This window comes from Streptomyces sp. NPDC021093 (genome assembly GCF_044333135.1).
GTDB lineage: Bacteria > Actinomycetota > Actinomycetes > Streptomycetales > Streptomycetaceae > Streptomyces.
On sequence record NZ_JBIRQJ010000007.1, the window covers coordinates 512,550 to 533,566 of the forward strand.

The following is a 21,017-nucleotide window of genomic DNA, read 5'->3' on the forward strand; positions in this document are numbered from 1 at the left end:
TTACGACCCCTTACAGCTTCATCAGGCTGGCGTCGTCGACCGAGGCCGAGTGGCGGGACCGGAACAGCGACACGATGATCGCCAGGCCGACCACGACCTCGGCGGCGGCGACGACCATCGTGAAGAAGGCGATGATCTGGCCGTCGAGATTGCCGTGCATCCGGGAGAACGCGACGAATGCCAGGTTGCAGGCGTTGAGCATCAGCTCGACGCACATGAACACGACGATGGCGTTGCGCCGGATCAGCACTCCTGCCGCGCCGATGGTGAACAACAGGGCTGCCAGATAGAGGTAGTTGACCGGATTCACTTGGCTGCCTCCTCTTCTCGCTGCGACGCCTGGGACTCCGCCTCGTGGTGGTCCGTCTCCCTGCCGAGGCGCTCCTCGGAGCGCTGCTCCAGGGCCTTGAGGCTGTCCATGGCCTCGGTCGACACGTCGCGGATCTGGCCGCGCTCGCGCAGCGTCTTCATGACGGTCAGCTCGGACGGGGTGCCGTCGGGGAGCAGACCGGCGATGTCCACCGCGTTGTGCCGGGCGTAGACGCCGGGGGCGGGCAGCGGCGGCAGGTGCTTGCCTTCGCGTACGCGCTGTTCGGCCAGCTCGCGCTGGGTCTTGGCGCGCTCGGTGCGCTCGCGGTTGGTGAGGACCATCGCGCCGACGGTGGCGGTGATCAGCAGGGCGCCGGTGATCTCGAAGGCGAAGACGTACTTGGTGAAGATCAGCTCCGCCAGGCCCTCGACATTGCCGCCCGCGTTGGCCTTGCCCAGCCCGTTGAACTCCTTCAGCTGGGCGTTGCGGATGCCCGCGATGAGCAGGATGCCGAAGCCGAGCCCGCATCCGGCGGCCAGCCAGCGCTGCCCCTTCAGGGTCTCCTTCAGGGAGTCCGCCGCGGTGACGCCGACGAGCATGACCACGAACAGGAAGAGCATCATGATCGCACCGGTGTAGACGACGATCTGGACGATGCCCAGGAAGTACGCCCCGTTGGCGAGGTAGAAGACCGCCAGGATGATCATGGTCCCGGCGAGGCACAGCGCGCTGTGCACCGCCTTCTTCATCAGGATCGTGCACAGGGCGCCGACGACGGCGATCGTGCCGAGGATCCAGAACTGCACGGCCTCACCGGTCGAGGCGGCGGCTGCGAGCGCGGTCATACCTCCACCGCCTTCTCCCCCGCGGGCTGTTCGCCCTTGCTGACCGCGACCTGCCGCTCCGTACCCGGCGCGGCCTCGGTGACCAGCCCCCGGTAGTAGTCCTGTTCGTCGGTGCCGGGGAAGATCGAGTGCGGGGACTCGACCATGCCCTCGGTCAGTCCGGCGAGGAGCTGGTCCTTGGTGTAGATGAGGTTCTCGCGGCTGCTGTCGGCCAGTTCGAACTCGTTGGTCATCGTCAGCGCGCGCGTGGGGCACGCCTCGATGCACAGCCCGCACAGGATGCAGCGGGCGTAGTTGATCTGGTAGACGCGGCCGTAGCGCTCGCCCGGGGAGTAGCGCTCCTCCTCGGTGTTGTCCGCGCCCTCCACGTAGATCGCGTCGGCCGGACAGGCCCAGGCGCAGAGCTCGCACCCGATGCACTTCTCCAGGCCGTCCGGGTGCCGGTTGAGCTGGTGCCGGCCGTGGAAGCGCGGCGCCGTCACCTTCGGCGTCTCCGGATACTGCTCGGTCAGCCGCTTCTTGAACATGGCCTTGAAGGTCACGCCGAAGCCGGCCACGGGGTTCTGCCAGGGGGCCCGGGGGTCCTCGCCCCGGGAAGATGCCTCAGACACCGTCCGCCTCCTTTCCGTCACTCTGAGTAGCACTGTCGCCAGTATTGCTCCCGCCACTGACAACGAGCTCCCGCTCCTGCCTGGACCGCCTGCGCGGTACCGGCGGCAGGGTCTGTCCGGGCAGCGGCGGCACCGGGAATCCACCGGCCATCGGGTCGAAAGCGGGCTCGTCGTCCGGCTCTTCGGACTTGCTGCGCCGGAAGGCGTCGTACACGAAGGACAGCAGCAGCACGCCGATGACCGCCCCCGCGACGTACAGCACGATCTGCTGGTACTCGACGTTGGCGTTGCGCAGCGCCCGTACGGTCGCCACCAGCATCAGCCAGACCACCGAGAGCGGGATCAGGACCTTCCAGCCGAGCTTCATCAGCTGGTCGTAGCGCACGCGTGGCAGCGTGCCGCGCAGCCAGATGAAGAAGAACAGCAGCAGCTGCACCTTGAGGACGAACCAGAGCATCGGCCACCAGCCGTGGTTCGCGCCCTCCCAGAACGAGCTGATCGGGTACGGGGCCCGCCAGCCGCCCAGGAAGAGGGTGACCGAGACCGCCGAGACGGTGACCATGTTGACGTACTCGGCCAGCATGAACAGCGCGAACTTGATCGACGAGTACTCGGTGTTGAAGCCGCCGACGAGGTCGCCCTCGGACTCCGGCATGTCGAACGGTGCGCGGTTGGTCTCGCCGACCATCGTCACGACGTAGATGATGAACGACACCGGCAGCAGCAGGATGTACCACCGGTCCGCCTGCGCCTCCACGATCGCCGAGGTCGACATCGACCCGGAGTAGAGGAAGACCGAGGCGAACGCGGCGCCCATCGCGATCTCGTACGAAATCATCTGCGCGCAGGAGCGCAGGCCGCCGAGCAGCGGGTACGTGGACCCGGACGACCAGCCGGCCAGCACGATGCCGTAGATGCCGACCGACGCGCACGCGAGGACGTAGAGCATCGCGATCGGAAGGTCGGTGAGCTGCATCGACGTGCGGTGGCCGAAGATCGAGACTTCGTTCCCGGCCGGCCCGAAGGGGATGACCGCGATCGCCATGAAGGCGGGGATGGCGGCGATGATCGGCGCGAGGACGTAGACGACCTTGTCCGCGCGCTTGACGATCACATCCTCTTTGAGCATGAGCTTGATGCCGTCGGCGAGGGACTGGAGCATGCCCCAGGGGCCGTGCCGGTTCGGGCCGATGCGCAGCTGCATCCAGGCGACGACCTTGCGCTCCCACACGATGGAGAAGAGCACGGTGACCATCAGGAACGCGAAGCAGAAGACGGCCTTGATCGCGACGAGCCACCAGGGGTCCGTGCCGAACATGGACAGGTCTTCCGCGGCGAGTGTGTACGTCGTCATGACGTCACCTCCGTCGAGGACGTCGGGGCGCCCGGGACCGCCTTCGCGGGCGAAGCGGGCGCGAGGGTGACCAACTGGCCGGGGCGGGCCCCGGTGTCGGAGAGGACGCCGCCGCCGGTCGAGTTCATCGGCAGCCAGACCACGCGGTCGGGCATCTCGCCGACCTGGAGCGGCAGTTCGACCGTCCCGGCGGGCCCGGTGACGGCGAGTACGTCGCCGTGCTTGACGCCGGTCTCACCGGCGGTGGCCGCCGAGAGCCGGGCCACGGCCGCGTGCCTGGTGCCCGCGAGGGCCTCGTCGCCGTCCTGGAGCCGGCCCTGGTCGAGCAGCAGGCGGTGGCCCGCGAGCACGGCCTCCCCCGCGCCCGCACGGGGCAGCGGCCGGGAGGTCTCCAGCGGGGCGGACGCGTGCGGCCCGTCCCAGGCGCCGAGCCGGTCCATCTCGCTGCGTACGGCCTTCAGGTCGGGCAGCGCGAAGTGGGCGTCCAGTTCCTCGGCCAGCATGTGCAGCACGCGCGCGTCGCTCGGGGCGAGGCGGCGCGTCATCTGCTCGGGCTTCAGCGCGGCCTCGAACATCCGGGCCCTGCCCTCCCAGTTGAGGAAGGTGCCGGGCTTCTCGGCGACCGCGGCCACCGGAAGGACGACGTCCGCGTGCTCGGTGACCTCGCTGGGCCGCAGCTCCAGCGACACCAGGAAGCGGACCTCGTCGAACGCCACGCGCGCGCGTGCCGGGTCCGGCAGGTCGGCCGTCTCGACTCCGGCGACGACCAGGGCGAGGAGTTCGCCGGTCGCGGCGGCCTCGACGATCTGACCTGTGTCGCGGCCGTAGCGGTGCGGGAGTTCGGCGACGCCCCAGGCCGCGGCGACCTCCTCGCGTGCACGGGGGTCGGTCGCCGGGCGGCCGCCCGGCAGCAGCGACGGGATCGCGCCCGCCTCGACGGCGCCGCGCTCTCCGGCCCTGCGCGGGATCCAGACCAGTTCGGCGCCGGTCGCGGAGGCCGCCCGTACGGCAGCGGTGAGAGCACCCGGCACACCGGCCAGGCGCTCGCCGACGACGATGACGGCACCGCTCTCGCGCAGTGCGTCGGCCGCCTTCACCCCTTCGGCGTCCAGGCCCGCGTGGCCCGCGAGTGCGTCCAGCCATTCGGTCTCGGTGCCGGGGGCGGCGGGGAGCAGGGTGCCGCCCGCCTTCGTCAGTCCGCGGGTGGCGTGCGACGCGACAGCAAAGGTGCGCTGGCCGTGCTTGCGGTGGGCCTTGCGCAGCCGCAGGAAGACGCCGGGCGCCTCCTCCTCGGACTCGAACCCGGCGAGCAGTACCGCCGGGGCCTTCTCCAGGGTGGTGTACGTCGTCCCGGTGCCTCCCCCAAGTTCTCGGCTTCGCTCGAACAGGGAGGTGCCCCCCAGGTCCCGGCCGCGCCCGGCGACGCGGGAGGCCAGGAAGTCGGCCTCCTCGCTGCTGTGCACACGGGCGCGGAAGTCGACGTCGTTGGTGTCGAGGGCGACCCGGGCGAACTTGCTGTACGCGTAGGCGTCCTCGACCGTCAGCCGGCCACCGGTGAGGACACCGGCGCGGCCCCGTGCCGCGCGAAGCCCCTTTGCTGCGACTTCCAGGGCTTCCGGCCAGCTCGCCGGCTCCAGCTCACCGCTCTCCGCGTTCCGTACGAGCGGAGTGGTCAGCCGGTCGGGGCGCTGGGCGTAGCGGAAGCCGAAGCGCCCCTTGTCGCACAGCCACTCCTCGTTGACCTCCGGGTCCTCGGCCGCCATCCGCCGCATGACCTTGCCGCGACGGTGGTCGGTACGGGTCGCACAGCCGCCGGCACAGTGCTCGCAGACGGACGGGCTCGACACGAGGTCGAAGGGGCGGGAGCGGAAGCGGTAGGCGGCCGAGGTCAGCGCGCCCACCGGGCAGATCTGGATGGTGTTGCCTGAGAAGTACGACTCGAAGGGGTCGCCCTCGCCGATGCCGACCTGCTGCAGCGCACCGCGCTCGATCAGCTCGATCATCGGGTCGCCCGCCACCTGGTTGGAGAACCGGGTGCAGCGTGCGCAGAGCACGCACCGCTCGCGGTCCAGGAGCACCTGGGTGGAGATCGGGACGGGCTTCTCGTACGTCCGCTTCTTGCCGTCGAAGCGGGAGTCGGCGTCGCCGTGCGACATCGCCTGGTTCTGCAGGGGGCACTCGCCGCCCTTGTCGCAGACCGGGCAGTCCAACGGGTGGTTGATCAGGAGGAGTTCCATCACCCCTCGCTGCGCCTTGTCGGCGACCGGCGAGGTGAGCTGGGACTTCACCACCATGCCGTCGGTGCAGGTGATGGTGCAGGACGCCATCGGCTTGCGCTGGCCCTCGACCTCGACGATGCACTGGCGGCAGGCGCCGGCCGGGTCGAGGAGGGGGTGGTCGCAGAAGCGGGGGATCTCGATGCCGAGGAGTTCGGCGGCGCGGATCACCAGCGTGCCCTTGGGGACGCTGATGTCGATGCCGTCGATCGTGAGCGATACGAGGTCCTCCGGGGGAACCGCCGCATCGCCGCCCCCGGAGGGAGCACTGTTTGTCGTGACGGTCATGCGTTCACCTCCAGGTGCTTGTCGGCCCACAGGGTCGACTTGGCGGGGTCGAAGGGGCAGCCCTTGCCGGTGATGTGCTGCTCGTACTCCTCGCGGAAGTACTTGAGCGAGGAGAAGATCGGCGAGGCCGCTCCGTCCCCGAGGGCGCAGAAGGACTTGCCGTTGATGTTGTCCGCGATGTCGTTGAGCTTGTCGAGGTCGGACATCTGTCCCTTTCCGGCCTCGATGTCACGCAGCAACTGGACGAGCCAGTAGGTGCCTTCGCGGCAGGGCGTGCACTTGCCGCAGGACTCGTGGGCGTAGAACTCGGTCCAGCGGGTCACGGCCCGTACGACGCACGTCGTCTCGTCGAAGCACTGGAGCGCCTTGGTGCCGAGCATGGATCCGGCGGCGCCCACCCCCTCGTAGTCGAGGGGCACGTCGAGGTGCTCGTCGGTGAACATCGGGGTCGAAGAGCCGCCCGGGGTCCAGAACTTGAGCCGGTGCCCCGCGCGCATTCCGCCGCTCATGTCGAGCAGCTGGCGCAGGGTGATTCCCAACGGGGCCTCGAACTGGCCCGGGTTGGTGACGTGGCCGCTCAGCGAGTACAGCGTGAAGCCCGGGGACTTCTCGCTTCCCATCGACCGGAACCATTCTTTGCCCCGATTGAGGATTGCGGGAACGGATGCGATCGATTCGACGTTGTTCACCACAGTGGGACAGGCATAGAGCCCGGCGACCGCAGGGAAGGGAGGACGCAGCCGGGGCTGGCCACGACGGCCTTCGAGCGAGTCCAGCAGCGCGGTCTCTTCTCCGCAGATGTACGCACCCGCCCCTGCGTGCACGGTGAGTTCGAGATCCAGTCCGCTGCCGAGGATGTTCGTGCCGAGGTAGCCGGCGTCGTACGCCTCCCGCACGGCCTCGTGCAGCCTGCGCAGCACGGGGACGGTCTCTCCGCGCAGATAGATGAACGCGTGATTCGACCGGATCGCGTAACACGCAATGACAATGCCCTCGACGAGGCTATGCGGGTTCGCGAAGAGGAGCGGGATGTCCTTGCAGGTCCCCGGCTCCGATTCGTCGGCGTTGACAACTAGATAGTGCGGCTTTCCATCGCCCTGCGGAATGAACTGCCACTTCATTCCGGTGGGGAATCCGGCGCCGCCGCGACCGCGCAGACCGGAGTCCTTCACGTACGCGATGAGGTCGTCCGGAGTCATGGCGAGGGCCTTGCGCAGACCCTCGTACCCCTCGTGCCTCCGGTAGGTCTCCAGCGTCCACGACTTCGGGTCGTCCCAGAAGGCGGACAGGACGGGCGAGAGCAGCTTCTCGGGGCTGTCTCCGTTGCCGTTGCCGTTTCCGGTCATCTCGGTGGCCAAGGTCATCACTCACCCTCCTCGGAGGCGGGGCCTGCCGGGTGCTGCTCGGGTGCGGCTGCCGGGTCGGAGGCCGAGGTCTGCTGCGGGGCGTCGTGCGAGCTGAGGTGCTGCGAGCCCGGCTGGGGCGCGTCGTGCGGGGCGGCGTCCCTGCTGGCTCCCGCTCGCGGCGAGACGACGCGGGCCTGGGCCGGTGTCTCGCCCTTGGCGAGCTTGAGGCCGATCAGCGAGGCGTGCCCGGCGCCTCCGGATGCCTCGACCGCACCCGGGCGCTCGTCGGGGAAACCGGCCAGGATGCGGGCGGTCTCCTTGTAGGTGCACAGGGGGGCGCCGCGGGTGGGCTCGACCGGGCGGCCCGAGCGCAGGTCGTCGACGAGCTGCTTGGCCGACTCGGGGGTCTGGTTGTCGAAGAACTCCCAGTTGACCATCACCACGGGGGCGTAGTCGCAGGCGGCGTTGCACTCGATGTGTTCGAGGGTGACCTTGCCGTCGCCGGTCGTCTCGTTGTTGCCGACGCCCAGGTAGGTCTTCAGCTCGTCGAAGATGGCGTCGCCGCCCATCACCGCGCACAGGGTGTTGGTGCAGACGCCGACCTGGTAGTCGCCGGACTTCTTGCGCCGGTACATCGTGTAGAAGGTGGCGACGGCGGTGACCTCGGCGGTGGTCAGGCCGAGGACCTCCGCGCAGAACTGCATGCCGGTGCGGGAGACGTGCCCCTCCTCCGACTGCACGAGGTGCAGCAGCGGCAGCAGCGCGGAGCGGCTGTCGGGGTAGCGGCCGATCACCTCCTTCGCGTCCGCTTCGAGGCGGGCCCTGACCTCGTCCGGGTAGGCGGGGGCGGGCAGTTGGGGCATGCCCAGTGACACATCGGTCATCGGTCGACGCCTCCCATCACGGGGTCGATGGACGCGACGGCGACGATGACGTCGGCGACCTGGCCGCCCTCGCACATCGCCGCCATGGCCTGGAGGTTGGTGAAGGACGGGTCGCGGAAGTGGACCCGGTAGGGGCGGGTGCCGCCGTCGGAGACGACGTGCACGCCGAGTTCGCCCTTGGGGGACTCGACGGCCGCGTAGGCCTGGCCGGCCGGGACCCGGAAGCCCTCGGTGACCAGCTTGAAGTGGTGGATCAGGGCCTCCATGGAGGTGCCCATGATCTTCTTGATGTGGTCGAGCGAGTTGCCGAGACCGTCGGCGCCGATGGCCAGTTGGGCGGGCCAGGCGATCTTCTTGTCCGCGACCATGACGTCACCGGGCTTCTTGAGCCGCTCCAGGCACTGCTCGACGATGTCGAGGGACTGGCGCATCTCTTCGAGCCGGATCAGGAAGCGGCCGTAGGAGTCGCAGGTGTCGGCGGTGGGGACCTCGAAGTCGTAGGTCTCGTAGCCGCAGTACGGGTCGGTCTTGCGCAGGTCGTGCGGCAGGCCGGCCGAGCGGAGCACGGGCCCGGTGGCGCCGAGGGCCATGCAGCCGGTGAGGTCGAGGTAGCCGACGTCCTGCATACGGGCCTTGAAGATGGGGTTGCCGGTGGCGAGCTTGTCGTACTCCGGCAGGTTCTTGCGCATGGTCTTCAGGAGCTCGCCGAGCTTGTCCATGGCCCCGGGCGGGAGGTCCTGGGCGAGGCCGCCGGGGCGGACGAAGGCGTGGTTCATCCGCAGCCCGGTGATCAGCTCGAAGACGTCCAGGATGAGTTCGCGGTCCCGGAAGCCGTAGATCATGATCGTGGTCGCGCCGAGCTCCATGCCACCGGTGGCGATGCACACCAGGTGGGAGGAGAGCCGGTTCAGCTCCATCAGCAGGACGCGGATGATGCTGGCGCGGTCGGGGATCTGGTCGGTGATGCCGAGCAGCTTCTCGACGCCCAGGCAGTACGCCGTCTCGTTGAAGAACGGCGTCAGGTAGTCCATGCGCGTGACGAAGGTGGTGCCCTGCGTCCAGTTCCGGAATTCGAGGTTCTTCTCGATGCCGGTGTGGAGGTAGCCGATGCCGCAGCGGGCCTCGGTGACGGTCTCGCCGTCGATCTCCAGGATGAGGCGGAGCACGCCGTGCGTGGAGGGGTGCTGGGGACCCATGTTGACGACGATGCGCTCGTCGTCGGCCTTCGACGCGGCCTGCACGACCTCGTCCCAGTCGCCGCCGGTGACCGTGTAGACGGTGCCTTCGGTGGTCTCGCGGGCCGAGGCGGAAGTGGGGGATGAAGAGGGGGTGGTCACGAGTACGACCTCCGCTGGTCCGGAGCCGGGATCTGGGCGCCCTTGTACTCGACGGCGATGCCGCCGAGGGGGTAGTCCTTGCGCTGCGGGAAGCCCTGCCAGTCGTCCGGCATCATGATCCGGGTCAGGGCGGGGTGGCCGTCGAAGACCAGGCCGAAGAAGTCGTACGCCTCGCGCTCGTGCCAGTCGTTGGTCGGGTAGACCGAGACCAGGGACGGGACGTGCGGGTCGGCGTCGGGGGCGCTGACTTCGAGGCGGATCAGCCGGCCGTGGGTGAGCGAGCGCAGGTGGTAGACCGCGTGCAGCTCGCGGCCCTTGTCCTCCAGGAAGTGCACGCCGCTGACGCCGGTGCACAGTTCGAAGCGCAGGGCCGGGTCGTCGCGCAGTGTGCGGGCGACCTGCAGCAGGTGCTCGCGGGCGATGTGGAAGGTGAGTTCGCCGCGGTCGACGACCGTCTTCTCGATGGCGTGCGAGGGGAGCAGGTCCTGCTCCTCCAGGGCGCCTTCGAGTTCGTCGGCGACCTCGTCGAACCACCCCCCGTAGGGGCGGGACGATTCGCCGGGGAAGGTGACGGTGCGGACGAGCCCGCCGTAACCGGTGGTGTCGCCGCCGTTGTTGGCGCCGAACATGCCCTTGCGGGTGCGGAGGACCTCGCCGGTGTCCGCACGCTGGGCGGGGACGCCGTTCGGCGTGCCCTCGTGTTGCTCGCTCACCGGAGCAGCCCCTTCATCTCGATCGTGGGGAGCGCCTTGAGTGCTGCTTCCTCCGCCTCGCGGGCCGCTTCCTCCGCGTTGACGCCGAGCTTGGAGCCCTGGATCTTCTGGTGGAGCTTGAGGATCGCGTCGATCAGCATCTCGGGGCGGGGCGGACAGCCCGGCAGGTAGATGTCGACCGGCACGATGTGGTCGACGCCCTGCACGATCGCGTAGTTGTTGAACATGCCGCCCGAGGAGGCGCAAACCCCCATGGAAATGACCCACTTGGGGTTCGGCATCTGGTCGTAGACCTGTCGCAGCACCGGCGCCATCTTCTGGCTGACCCGGCCGGCCACGATCATCAGGTCGGCCTGCCGCGGTGAACCGCGGAAGACCTCCATGCCGAAGCGGGCCAGGTCGTACCGGCCCGCTCCCGTCGTCATCATCTCGATGGCGCAGCAGGCGAGGCCGAACGTCGCGGGGAAGACGGAGGACTTCCGCACCCAGCCCGCGGCCTGTTCGACCGTCGTCAGCAGAAATCCGCTCGGCAGTTTCTCTTCGAGTCCCATGGGTGATCCCTCAGCCCCTCAGTCCCATTCCAGGCCGCCGCGACGCCATACGTACGCGTACGCGACAAAAACGGTGAGCACGAAGAGGAGCATCTCGACGAGCCCGAAAATCCCCAGGGCGTCGAAGGAGACCGCCCAGGGGTAGAGGAAGACGATCTCGATGTCGAAGACGATGAACAGCATCGCCGTCAGGTAGTACTTGATGGGAAAGCGGCCGCCTCCGGCCGGCGTGGGAGTGGGCTCGATGCCGCACTCGTACGCTTCGAGCTTTGCCCGGTTGTAGCGCTTGGGGCCGATAAGCGTGGCCATGACCACGGAGAAGATCGCAAACCCTGCCCCGAGGGCGCCGAGCACAAGGATGGGCGCGTAAGCATTCACCCTCCTCGCTCCTTCCAGTCGTCCTTGACCGTTGGACCGCGCCGGGCTCGAACTTGCCCCGTCGCGGGGGGCCGGTGCGCCTCGCCGCGGAAGAACCGTATGAAGATCGCGGATATGTGAGGCAGTTCACAAGCCTGACTGCCCCGCATCCTATGCCTGCCGGTCTGTGATCTGCGACACGGGGTACGACAACGCCTTTGTGATCTCCACCACCTGACGAAGGATCATGAACGCGGATGCACGGTGATCTACGTACCGGAAGCACGCAAGTGATCACCTGACGTGACATTCGGTGGTGTTACCGCTGGTCGGAGAGGTGTCGCTCTATCAAGAGGTGGCACCTACAGGCAAATTGGTGATGGACGGGCTCCAGTGATAGAGGCCCCGAACTCGCTTCCGCCTCACTCTCGCGAGGGGGTTCAGGGAGGCGAGTGGACTCGTGCGCGCGTTCACGAGCGGACAAGCCGGCAGGGCGGGCCGCGATTGTGACCTGCGTCACCCCTAAGGGGTCGTCAGAAAAGCGGGCTTGGCCATGCGTGTGAACGGATGGTAGGCGTCGGGGCATTTCGGACGTATCGCGGAAACCCCATGATCACAGGGCTGATCGGCCATGCCCGTTTTGCCCTTTACGGCGTCAATAAGGGCGCGCGGACGCGGAATTCGGGCCGCTGGATGGCAACTGTGGCGGAGACCACGTTTCTTGATGCCGACTCGTTACCTCTGATAGCGGTTGTTCTCATGTCCCACACCGCTCACATACCCAGCCACCGGAAGCCCCGCCGCAGCGCCTCGAAGATGGCGCTCCGTGCCGGAGTTGCCGGTGGCGTCCTCAGCACCATCGCGGTGGCTGGTGCGGCGGCTCCGGCGAACGCGGATCCGGTGCACGAGACCGTCGAGATGCCCCAGCTGACGACCACCGCCGCTGCCACCCCCGCCCAGTCCGCCGCCACGGTCAACACCGCCGTCGAGGCGACGCAGCAGATCGCCTTCGAGTACGACCGCCAGGTCCGCCAGGACGCCGCGGCCGAAACCGCCATGAAGGACGCCAAGAAGGCCAAGGCCGAGGCGGACCGCAAGGCGGAGGCCGAGAAGAAGGCCGAGGAGGCCGCCCGCAAGAAGGCCGAGGAGAAGGCCGAGCAGGAGGCCGAGCAGGAGCGCGCCTCGCGTTCCTCCGAGCGCTCCTCCCTCAGCTCGTACTCCTCCAAGTCCTCGTCGTCCTCCGAGGGCTCCGGCAGCTCGGCTTCCTCGTCGTCCGCGACCGGAAGCGCCGCGTCCGTCATCTCCTTCGTGCGCTCGCACATCGGCGACGCGTACGTCCTGGGCAGCACCGGCCCGAGCGCGTGGGACTGCTCCAGCCTGGTCCAGGCCGCGTACCGCACCATCGGTGTCGACCTGCCGCGCGTCTCGCAGGACCAGTCCACCCGCGGTACGCAGGTCGGACTCGGCAACCTGCAGCCGGGCGACATCCTTTACTGGGGTGGCGCGGGCAGCGCGTACCACGTGGGCATCTACGTGGGCGGCGGCAACTTCGTCGGTGCGCAGAACTCCGGCACCGGTGTGGTGGAGCGTCCGCTGTCGTACGACCCGCCGACCGGCGCCGTGCGCGTGCTCTGATCTCGCTCCGCGTTCCCTGCTTCAGCTGTACGGCCGAGGGCCGTCGTCCCCCCGCTCGGGGACGGCGGCCCTCGGGCGTTTCCGGCAGCGTCCGGGATGCATCCAGGCATCCGGGAGTGTGAAAACTCTTAACTCGGCTGCCTGGAGGGGCGGTTGGGACTTAGCGTGACGGGCATGACCATTCTTGTTACCGGGGCCACCGGTGTAATCGGCCGTCAGGTCGTCGCTCAACTGCTCGCTGCCGGGGAGAGTGTGCGGGCACTCACCCGCCGCCCGGCCGAGGCCGCCCTGCCCGCCGGGGCCGAGGTCGTCGGCGGGGACCTCGACGATCCCAGCAGCCTCGTGCCCGCCCTGCGGGGCGTGGACCGGCTCTACCTCTTCCCCTCCCCCGGCACGGCGCGCGAGGTCGTCGCTCTCGCCAAGGAGGCCGGGGTGCGTCGGATCGTCGTGCTGTCCGCCGCCTCCGTGACGGTCGGCATGGACACCGTGGTGCATCCGGTGGTCGAGGAGGCCGTCAGGGAATCCGGGCTGGAGTGGACCTTCGTCAGGCCGGCCGGATTCATGACCAACCTGCTCCAGGTGTGGGCGCCGATGGTGCGCTCCGAGCGGGTGGTGCACTACCCGTACGGGGACGATCCGGGCGCATCGCCCATCCACGAGGCGGACGTTGCCGCCGTGGCCGTCGCCGCGCTCCTGGAGGAGGGCCACCAGGGCAAGGCGTACACCCTCACCGGCCCCGCCCGCGTCACCGTCCGCGAGCAGGTCGCGGCGATCGGAGCGGCGCTGGGCGAGGAGGTGCGGTACGACGAGGTCTCGCGGGAGCGGGCCCGCGAGATCCTGCACGCGCAGGGCGGATTCGCCGCCCGGTCGGCCGATCTGCTGCTCGGCTTCGTGAGTTTCGACGGCGGGGACGACACCGGTCCGAACCTGGCGTTCGAGAAGTTGATGGACCCCTGGCCTGACCTCGCCGAGGCGCTGGGGCGCCCGGGGCGTACGTACGAGGAGTGGGCCAGGGACCATGCGGAGGACTTCCGCTGAGGGGGCGGCGGCACAGGCGCTGAGGCGGGGGCACAAGTCTCCTGCTGCGTAACGGGGTTCCTGGACGCGGTTCACCTCGCGATTCACCTGCGGTTCACCTCGCGATTCACCTCGCGGTTCACCTCCCAGTTCCTCGCCCGGTTCACCTCGCGATTCCCCCGTAGACGCATGAGCGCACGCCCTGGTTGTGGTCATTTTCGGGGATTGACGCGGTGGCAGGCGGTGCGTTTGCCTCGCTGTGGCCCCTCGGCAGACGGCCGGGGGCGAAGCGCAACGGGGGGAACCGTGTTCAGAAGTACTCGGGGGATGTCCATCGCCGTGCTCGCGGGAGCGATGGTCGCGGTGTCGGCGACGTCATCGACGGCGGCGCCGACACCGGCAGCGGCAGCGGCACCAGCAGCGACACCAGCAGCGGCAGCCGCACCGGCAGCAGCAGCACCGACGACAGCACCGCAGGCCGAGCGCGTGACGCTGTCGTCGACCGGCAAGCAGCTCCAGGAGGCCACGAGCGTCAACGGGCTGAGCGCCGACGGGCGCTATGCCGTGTTCACCTCGGGGGACTCCGGTGTGGTGCCGGGCGACACCAACAAGCAGAACGACGTGTTCGTCCGGGACCTGAGCCGGGGCACCGTCGAGCGGGTCAACGTGGCGTCCGACGGGACGCAGGCGAACGGCACCAGCCACTACGCGGAGATCAGCGCCGACGGCCGGTACGTCGCCTTCATGTCCTCGGCGACGAACCTCGTCGAGTGGCCGACCCCGCCCACGTACGCGCAGGACGTCTACCTGCACGACCGTCGCACCGGCCGCACGGAACGGGTGAGCACCACCCCCGGCGGCGGCTCCGCCCACACCTTCGACAACCTCTCCATGTCCGCCGACGGCCGGTACATCGCCTTCGACGCCTCGTCGAAGCAGATGGAGGGCGACCCGAAGGACCAGAACCTCGCGTACGTCGTCGACCGCCGCACCGGCACCGCCAAGCGGATCAGCGACCACATCCCCGCGGACTGGTACGTCTTCGGCCTCAATCTGAGCGCCGACGGCAGCCACCTGGCCTATGTGCAGCGGCACCCGCGCGGCGGACGCCACGAGCTGTGGCTGGCCGACCTGCGCTCCGGCGAGCAGAAGCTGGTGAACGCCGCATCCGACGGCAGCCCCACCAACGGCACGCCGGCGGGCACCAGCCTGTCCGCGGACGGCAGCCTCGTCTCGTACACCTCCTTCGACGAGAGCACGGTCCCCGGGGCGCCCTCGTACACCTGGGAGCTCTACCTCTTCGACAGCCGTACGGGGAAGACCCGGTGGGTCACGCACGAGGGCAAGGGCGAGCTGGGCGGCGGTCTGCTCAGCCCCGACGGCCGCCGGCTCGCCTACATGACCGACGACACCCCGGGCGACGGACCGACCGTGAACAACGTCCACGTACGGGACCTGGGGACCGGCCGCACCCAGCTCGTCACCCGCACGCTCGCGGGAGGACCGCAGACCGGGGGCTACGCGGCACCCGCCGCGTTCGCCGACAAGGGACGGCTGCTCGGCTTCTTCTCGACGGCGCCCGACCTCGTCCCCGGTGACACCAATGGCGTGGGGGACGGTTTCGTGCGGCGTCTGCGCGGATGAACCGGACGAACCAGATGAACCAGATGAACCAGATGAACCAGATGAGCCAGATGAGCCAGATGAGCCAGATGAGCCGGATGAGCCAGATGAACCTGTCCTAAGTCAGGTCGCCGAGGCCCGTGTTCGCGCCGCAGAGGACGATCGCGGCGCGTTCTCCGGGCTTCGGCGCGTAGGCGTGGGCCGTCGCCGCGGCGTGTTCGACGGCGAGGCGGTGCTCGTCCCACAGCTGCTGCCGTGCTCGTACGATCGCCTCGTCCGGTACGAGCACGGAGCGCACGCCCTCGCGGCGGGCGACGGTGAGCGCGGCCTCCGAGACCCTCGTCGCACCGAGCGAGTCCGCGGCGACCGAGTCCACGGCGGAGTCGACGACGCGGCCCGCGGCGAGGGCCGCGTTCAGGGCGCGGCAGTTCTCCGGTTCGACGGCGACGACCTCAATTCCCTTGTCCAGCGCGGCGGTTGCCACTCCGGCGAAGAGGCCGCCGCCGCCCACCGACACCACCAGCGTGTCGAGCCCGCCCGGTACCCGCCGCAGGATCTCCTCCGTCAGCGTGCCCGCGCCGGCCGCGATCAGCGGGTGGTCGTACGCGTGCGAGGCGAGCGCGCCCGAGGTCGTGGCGAACTCCTCGCAGGCGGCGCGGGCCTCGTCGTAGCGGGTGCCGGTGAGGCGTACGTCGGCACCGTACGAGCGGAGCCTGGCGACCTTCACCGGCGGGGCGGTCTCCGGGAGGAAGACGGTGGCGCGCACGCCGTGCTCGCGCGCGGCCCAGGCACACGCGAGGCCCGCGTTGCCGCCGGAGGCGATGGTCAGGCCGGCCTCGGGCAGCAGGCCCGCCTCGCGGTGGGCGAGCAGGAAGTTCATGGCACCGCGGGCCTTGAAGCTGCCGGTGTGCTGCATGAATTCGAGGGCGAGGAACAGGCCGGGAGACGTCTGGGCCACCGTGACGGGCCGCACGTGAGTGGCGATGCGGTCGGCGGCGGTCTTGATCTCGCCGGGGGTGAGGGAGAAGGGGGTGGGGTGGGGCACGGGGAGCTCCGAGGTCCGGGGGAGGGCATGCGCGTCAGGCGCGGGGCGGGCGGGCGCGGTGCGGGCCGGTGGGTGGTGCGGGTTGCCTGCGGCGCCTGCCCCTCCCCGCCCCTTCCCGAAACTGCTCGCCGCAGGGCGGTTCACGGCTGGCGCCGGTGGGGGCGGGGGTTCCGGTCTGCGCCCGGTGCACGGCTGCGCCGCGCGTCCTCAAACGCCGGACGGGCTGAGTGAAGTACCCCGGGCGGACTACGAGTTCGGAGCCACCTTCGCCAGTCCGTTGATGATGCGGTCCATCGCGTCTCCGCCCGTCGGGTCGGTCAGGTTGGCCAGCATCTTCAGGGTGAAGCGCATCAGGACGGGGTGCGTGAGACCGCGTTCCGCCGCCAGCTTCATGATCTTGGGGTTGCCGATCAGCTTCACGAAGGCGCGGCCCATCGTGTAGTAGCCGCCGTACGTGTCCTTCAGGACCTGCGGGTAGCGGGCCAGGGCCATCTCGCGCTGGGCGGGGGTCGCGCGGGCGTGCGCCTGCACGATGACCTCGGAGGCGATCTGGCCGGACTCCATCGCGTAGGCGATGCCCTCGCCGTTGAACGGGTTGACCATGCCGCCCGCGTCACCGACCAGGAGCAGGCCCTTGGTGTAGTGGGGCTGGCGGTTGAAGGCCATGGGGAGGGCGGCGCCGCGGATCGGCATCGTCATGTTCTCGGGCGTGTAGCCCCACTCGGCGGGCATCGACGCGCACCAGGCCTTGAGGACCTCGCGCCAGTCCAGTTCCTTGAACGCCTTCGAGGAGTTGAGGATGCCGAGGCCCACGTTGGACGTGCCGTCGCCCATGCCGAAGATCCAGCCGTAGCCGGGGAGCAGCCGGTCCTGGGGGCCGCGCCGGTCCCACAGTTCCAGCCAGGACTCCAGGTAGTCGTCGTCGTGGCGGGGCGAGGTGAAGTACGTGCGGACGGCGATGCCCATCGGGCGGTCGTCGCGGCGGTGCAGGCCCATGGCGATGGACAGCCGCGTCGAGTTGCCGTCGGCGGCGACCACGAGCGGGGCGTGGAAGGTGACGGGCAGCTTCTCCTCGCCGAGCTTGGCCTCGACGCCCGTGATGCGGCCGGTGCGCTTGTCCAGGATCGGGGCGCCGACGTTGCAGCGCTCGTGCAGCCGCGCGCCCGCCTTCTGCGCCTGCCGGGCGAGCTGCTCGTCGAAGTCGTCGCGCTTGCGGACCAGTCCGTAGTCCGGGTACGAGGCGAGCTCCGGCCAGTCCAGCTGGAGGCGCTGGCCGCCGCCGATGATGCGCAGGCCCTTGTTGCGCAGCCAGCCCGCTTCCTCGGAGATGTCGATGCCCATCGACACCAGCTGCTTGGTGGCGCGGGGGGTGAGACCGTCGCCGCAGACCTTCTCGCGCGGGAACGCGGTCTTTTCGAGGAGCAGTACGTCCAGGCCCGACTTGGCGAGGTAGTAGGCGGTCGCGGAGCCGGCTGGTCCGGCCCCGACGACGATCACATCTGCGCTGTGCTCGGAGGGGGTCGCGGTCACGGGCTCGGTCACGGCGGGGTCTCCCGTAAGACTCGATGTCGGAGGTGTGCCTTGACGGCACAGGGCAAGGGGCAGTCTATGGGGGCGTACCTCTCACTCATCTGAAGGGCTGCCCACATGACCCTCACGCCCCCTGCGTCCCGCATACTCCCCACCGTGCGGCTGCGCGTGCCGACCGAGGAGGACGCGTACGCCTGGTACGACGTGTTCAAGAACCCGGAGGTCATGGAGTTCCACGGCGGGAAGCCGCGCGGCGTTTCCGTGTACGAGGAGCTGACCGCGCGCCAGCGCAAGCACGACGCCGAACTGGGCTTCTGTCTCTGGACGCTGCTCGACGAGGACGACGCGGTGATCGGCTTCACCGGCGCCCAGCCGTGGCCGCACACCCACTTCGGGCCGGTCGGCGAGATCGAGATCGGCTGGCGGCTCGGCCGCGCCTACTGGGGGCGCGGATACGCCACCGCCGCCGCGCAGGTCACCGTGGAGCGGGTACGGGCGGCCGGCGTACCGGAGGTGGCCGCGATGGTGGACTCGCGCAACGCCCGTTCCATCGCCGTCGCCGAGCGGCTGGGGATGCGGCACGCGGAGACCTTCGCCGTGCCGGACTCCGAGCCGGAGCGGTCGGGTTACTGCTTCCGGCTGGAGCTGTGAGGCCGGGGCTCTGAGCAGGTCGTGACCCAGCCCTGTCGGCGGCGTGCGGGCCGCCGACAGGGCTCATGCCGACAGGGCTCACGTCGGCAGGGCTCACGTCGGCAGGGCTCACGTCGACAGGGGCTCACGTCGGCCAGGGCTCACGTCGGCAATGCACGTCAGCAACGGACGTCAGCCACAGACGTCAGCAACGAACGTCAGAAGACCGAGAGTCCCGTCAGCGTCGTGAACCGGTCCAGTGCCGCTATGCCCGCCACCGAGTTCCCCTGCGGGTCGAGCCCCGGGCTCCACACGCACACCGTGCACACCCCCGGCACGACGGCCACGATCCCGCCGCCGACGCCGCTCTTGCCCGGCAGCCCGACCCGGTACGCGAACTCGCCCGCCGCGTCGTACGTCCCGCAGGTCATCATCACCGCGTTGATCTGCTTGGCGAGCCTGCGCGGCAGCAGCCGCGTCCCGTCCGCGCGCAGCCCGTGCCGGGCCAGGAAGCGGGTGGCCAGCGCCAGGTCGGAGCAGTTCATCTCGATCGAGCACTGCCAGAAGTAGTGGTCGAGGAGGGCCGGGATGGGGTTGGCGATGTTGCCGTACGCCGCCATGAAGTGGGCGAGGGCGGCGTTGCGGTCGCCGTTGTCGGACTCGGAGGCGGCGACCTCCGGGTCGAAGGTGACGTCCGGGTTGCCGCTCTCCTGCCGTACGAACTCAAGGAGTTCGCTGCTCGCGTCGCCGGTGAGGGTCTGGAGCCGGTCCGTCACGACGAGGGCGCCCGCGTTGATGAAGGGATTGCGCGGGATGCCGTTCTCGTACTCCAGCTGTACGAGCGAGTTGAACGGGTTGCCCGAGGGCTCCCGTCCGACCTTCTCCCACAGGTCGTCGCCGCCCTGGGCGAGGGCCAGCGCGAGGGCGAAGACCTTGGTGATGGACTGCGTGGAGAACGGCTGCTGCCAGTCCCCCACCCCGTACACCTTGCCGTCGAGGTCGGCGATCGCCATGCCGAAGCCACCGGGGTCGACGCAGGACAGCGCCGGGATGTACGCGGCGACCTGGCCCGCCCCGATCTGCGGGCGGACGTCCTCCTCGATCTGCCGCAGGATGCCCTGGAAGTCGAAGTCGACGGGCTGCTCCAGCTCGGACTCCCGCCCGTGCTCGGACTCCACGGCCTCTGCGGCGCCCATCAGACCCGTACGCCCCGGTGCAGTGCCACGACGCCGCCCGTCAGGTTGCGCCAGGCGACCTTCGACCAGCCGGCGCCCTGCAGCTTGGCGGCGAGGCCGGCCTGGTCGGGCCAGGCGCGGATGGACTCGGCGAGGTAGACGTACGCCTCCGGGTTGGAGGAGACGGCCGTGGCGACCGGCGGCAGCGCCCGCATCAGGTACTCGGTGTAGACGGTCCTGAACGGCGCCCAGGTGGGGTGCGAGAACTCGCAGATCACCACCCGGCCGCCCTTCTTCGTCACCCGGTACAGCTCCTTCAGCGCGGCGTCCGTGTCGACGACGTTGCGCAGTCCGAAGGAGATGGTGACGACGTCGAAGGACTCGTCCTGGAACGGCAGCTTCGTCGCGTCACCGGCGGTGAGCGGCAGGTACGGATGCTTCCGCTTGCCCTCCCGCAGCATCCCGATGGAGAAGTCGCAGGGGACGACGTACGCCCCGGTGGCCGCGAAGGGGAGCGAGGAGGTGGCGGTGCCGGCGGCGAGGTCGAGGATCCGCTTCCCGGGCCCGGCATCCACCGCCCTGGCCACTTCCTTGCGCCAGGCACGGTCCTGCCCGAGGGAGAGGACGGTGTTGGTGAGGTCGTAGTTCGCCGCCACTCCGTCGAACATCGAAGCGACTTCGTGCGGCTGCTTGTCCAGGGATGCTCGGGTCACCTGCCCATTGTGCAGGGTGCCTGGGCGGCGGGCGTGGGGGGCTCTCCCTCGCGGCGCGGTGGGTGGTTGCTGTTCCTGCCGGGGCTACGCCCCGGACCCCTGCACGGGGGCAGGCAGTTAGGGGCGCGGGGCTGTGTTGATCATGCGGCTCCGCCGCGTGGGCGCGACCAGCCACGACGTACCCGCACGGATCAGGCCCGCACGCACCCGCAGGGGATCAGGCCCGCCGGAACACCAGTCGTCCCCCGACCACCGTCACCAGACACTCCCCGCCCGGCTCCGCGAACACCGCGAAGTCCGCCACCGCCGAAGGTGTCAGCGGGTTCGGGCGCGGCGCATGCAGCACGCGGACCGGCGAGCGTTCGACCGCGACCCGTACGGCGGGACGGGTGAAAGGACCCGCGACCGCCGTCGTCCCCCGGGAGAGCAGCCGCTGCACGCCCCGCCTGGCGCTCGCGCCCCACCGGGTGTCCGTCAGGTCCAGGTCGTGCAGGGCCTGCCCGGTGAGCGGCTCGGTGCCGAGCACGTCGGCCTCGCGGGGGTCGGGCCAGTAGTGCGTCTGGAGCAGGGCGACCGCGTCCGGCTCGTAGCGGCCGGGGGTGAGGTACCCGTCCCAGGTGCGGGTGCGGGCCCGGGGTCCGTAGTGCTCGGCCAGTTCCTCGTACGTACCGACGGCGGCGATGCGGTCGCCGTCCACGACGACCGCGTCCCCGGCCACGCTCTCCGTACCGTCCGCGTCCCGGATCCCCAGGACCCGGTGAATCGTCAGCACGGGCG

The 21,017-nt window shown here is 69.7% G+C and carries 20 protein-coding genes; 4 read left to right on the top strand and 16 right to left on the bottom strand.

Annotation, left to right across the window (positions count from 1 at the left end):
- Nucleotides 1-10: 10 nt before the first annotated feature.
- The 11 genes from nuoK to ACH4SP_RS24440 are packed head-to-tail and all read right to left on the bottom strand — an operon-like array spanning nt 11 to nt 10,893.
- On the bottom strand, nt 11-310 hold the full coding sequence (gene nuoK, locus ACH4SP_RS24390; RefSeq protein ID WP_069927518.1) for an NADH-quinone oxidoreductase subunit NuoK: 300 nt from the start codon (nt 308-310) through the stop codon (nt 11-13).
- Nucleotides 307-1,155 (bottom strand): NADH-quinone oxidoreductase subunit J, encoded by an 849-nt coding sequence (locus ACH4SP_RS24395; RefSeq protein ID WP_398417631.1) that lies wholly within the window; start codon nt 1,153-1,155, stop codon nt 307-309. Before ACH4SP_RS24395 ends, nuoK begins: the two co-directional genes overlap by 4 nt.
- On the bottom strand, nt 1,152-1,766 hold the full coding sequence (nuoI, locus tag ACH4SP_RS24400) for an NADH-quinone oxidoreductase subunit NuoI (RefSeq protein WP_398417632.1): 615 nt from the start codon (nt 1,764-1,766) through the stop codon (nt 1,152-1,154). The genes ACH4SP_RS24395 and nuoI overlap by 4 nt, the downstream gene beginning before the upstream one ends.
- Nucleotides 1,759-3,120, bottom strand: a complete 1,362-nt coding sequence (gene nuoH, locus ACH4SP_RS24405; protein ID WP_398417633.1) for an NADH-quinone oxidoreductase subunit NuoH — start codon at nt 3,118-3,120, stop codon at nt 1,759-1,761. The genes nuoI and nuoH overlap by 8 nt, the downstream gene beginning before the upstream one ends.
- Nucleotides 3,117-5,684, bottom strand: coding sequence for an NADH-quinone oxidoreductase subunit G (locus tag ACH4SP_RS24410; RefSeq protein ID WP_398417634.1), 2,568 nt, complete (start codon nt 5,682-5,684; stop codon nt 3,117-3,119). Before ACH4SP_RS24410 ends, nuoH begins: the two co-directional genes overlap by 4 nt.
- Nucleotides 5,681-7,048, bottom strand: coding sequence for an NADH-quinone oxidoreductase subunit NuoF (nuoF, locus tag ACH4SP_RS24415; protein WP_398417635.1), 1,368 nt, complete (start codon nt 7,046-7,048; stop codon nt 5,681-5,683). The genes ACH4SP_RS24410 and nuoF overlap by 4 nt, the downstream gene beginning before the upstream one ends.
- A complete protein-coding gene (gene nuoE, locus ACH4SP_RS24420) occupies nt 7,048-7,893 on the bottom strand; it encodes an NADH-quinone oxidoreductase subunit NuoE (RefSeq protein ID WP_398417780.1) in 846 nt (281 codons plus the stop codon). The genes nuoF and nuoE overlap by 1 nt, the downstream gene beginning before the upstream one ends.
- 17 nt (nt 7,894-7,910) lie before the next feature.
- Nucleotides 7,911-9,251, bottom strand: a complete 1,341-nt coding sequence (locus tag ACH4SP_RS24425) for an NADH-quinone oxidoreductase subunit D (protein ID WP_398417636.1) — start codon at nt 9,249-9,251, stop codon at nt 7,911-7,913.
- Nucleotides 9,248-9,964: an NADH-quinone oxidoreductase subunit C gene (locus ACH4SP_RS24430; RefSeq protein ID WP_398417637.1), complete on the bottom strand. Its 717-nt coding sequence runs from the start codon at nt 9,962-9,964 to the stop codon at nt 9,248-9,250. Before ACH4SP_RS24430 ends, ACH4SP_RS24425 begins: the two co-directional genes overlap by 4 nt.
- Complete coding sequence (locus ACH4SP_RS24435; protein ID WP_384350743.1) at nt 9,961-10,515, bottom strand: NuoB/complex I 20 kDa subunit family protein; 555 nt, start codon at nt 10,513-10,515, stop codon at nt 9,961-9,963. The genes ACH4SP_RS24430 and ACH4SP_RS24435 overlap by 4 nt, the downstream gene beginning before the upstream one ends.
- Nucleotides 10,516-10,533: 18 nt before the next feature.
- On the bottom strand, nt 10,534-10,893 hold the full coding sequence (locus tag ACH4SP_RS24440; protein ID WP_003967084.1) for an NADH-quinone oxidoreductase subunit A: 360 nt from the start codon (nt 10,891-10,893) through the stop codon (nt 10,534-10,536).
- 738 nt (nt 10,894-11,631) lie between these two features.
- On the opposite strand from ACH4SP_RS24440, the gene ACH4SP_RS24445 reads away from it, so the two are divergent.
- The 3 genes from ACH4SP_RS24445 (at nt 11,632) to ACH4SP_RS24455 (ending at nt 15,168) form a co-directional block, all read left to right on the top strand.
- Nucleotides 11,632-12,507, top strand: coding sequence for a C40 family peptidase (locus ACH4SP_RS24445; RefSeq protein ID WP_398417638.1), 876 nt, complete (start codon nt 11,632-11,634; stop codon nt 12,505-12,507).
- Nucleotides 12,508-12,681: 174 nt separating this feature from the next.
- On the top strand, nt 12,682-13,545 hold the full coding sequence (locus ACH4SP_RS24450) for an NAD(P)H-binding protein (protein ID WP_398417639.1): 864 nt from the start codon (nt 12,682-12,684) through the stop codon (nt 13,543-13,545).
- A 306-nt stretch (nt 13,546-13,851) separates the two neighbouring features.
- On the top strand, nt 13,852-15,168 hold the full coding sequence (locus tag ACH4SP_RS24455) for a TolB family protein (protein WP_398417640.1): 1,317 nt from the start codon (nt 13,852-13,854) through the stop codon (nt 15,166-15,168).
- 97 nt (nt 15,169-15,265) lie between these two features.
- Here ACH4SP_RS24455 and ACH4SP_RS24460 read toward each other — a convergent pair whose 3' ends face one another.
- Together ACH4SP_RS24460 and ACH4SP_RS24465 are read right to left on the bottom strand one after the other, a co-directional pair.
- On the bottom strand, nt 15,266-16,192 hold the full coding sequence (locus tag ACH4SP_RS24460) for a threonine/serine dehydratase (protein WP_398417641.1): 927 nt from the start codon (nt 16,190-16,192) through the stop codon (nt 15,266-15,268).
- Nucleotides 16,193-16,438: 246 nt separating this feature from the next.
- Complete coding sequence (locus tag ACH4SP_RS24465; protein WP_398417781.1) at nt 16,439-17,722, bottom strand: geranylgeranyl reductase family protein; 1,284 nt, start codon at nt 17,720-17,722, stop codon at nt 16,439-16,441.
- 117 nt (nt 17,723-17,839) lie between these two features.
- On the opposite strand from ACH4SP_RS24465, the gene ACH4SP_RS24470 reads away from it, so the two are divergent.
- Nucleotides 17,840-18,373 (top strand): GNAT family N-acetyltransferase, encoded by a 534-nt coding sequence (locus ACH4SP_RS24470; RefSeq protein ID WP_398417642.1) that lies wholly within the window; start codon nt 17,840-17,842, stop codon nt 18,371-18,373.
- A gap of 197 nt (nt 18,374-18,570) precedes the next feature.
- On the opposite strand, the gene ACH4SP_RS24475 is transcribed toward ACH4SP_RS24470, so the two are convergent.
- The 3 genes from ACH4SP_RS24475 to ACH4SP_RS24485 form a co-directional block, all read right to left on the bottom strand.
- Complete coding sequence (locus tag ACH4SP_RS24475; RefSeq protein WP_398417643.1) at nt 18,571-19,548, bottom strand: glutaminase; 978 nt, start codon at nt 19,546-19,548, stop codon at nt 18,571-18,573.
- A complete protein-coding gene (locus ACH4SP_RS24480) occupies nt 19,548-20,240 on the bottom strand; it encodes a demethylmenaquinone methyltransferase (RefSeq protein WP_398417644.1) in 693 nt (230 codons plus the stop codon). The genes ACH4SP_RS24475 and ACH4SP_RS24480 overlap by 1 nt, the downstream gene beginning before the upstream one ends.
- A 217-nt stretch (nt 20,241-20,457) precedes the next feature.
- On the bottom strand, nt 20,458-21,012 hold the full coding sequence (locus ACH4SP_RS24485) for an imidazolonepropionase-like domain-containing protein (RefSeq protein WP_398417645.1): 555 nt from the start codon (nt 21,010-21,012) through the stop codon (nt 20,458-20,460).
- Nucleotides 21,013-21,017: the final 5 nt, after the last annotated feature.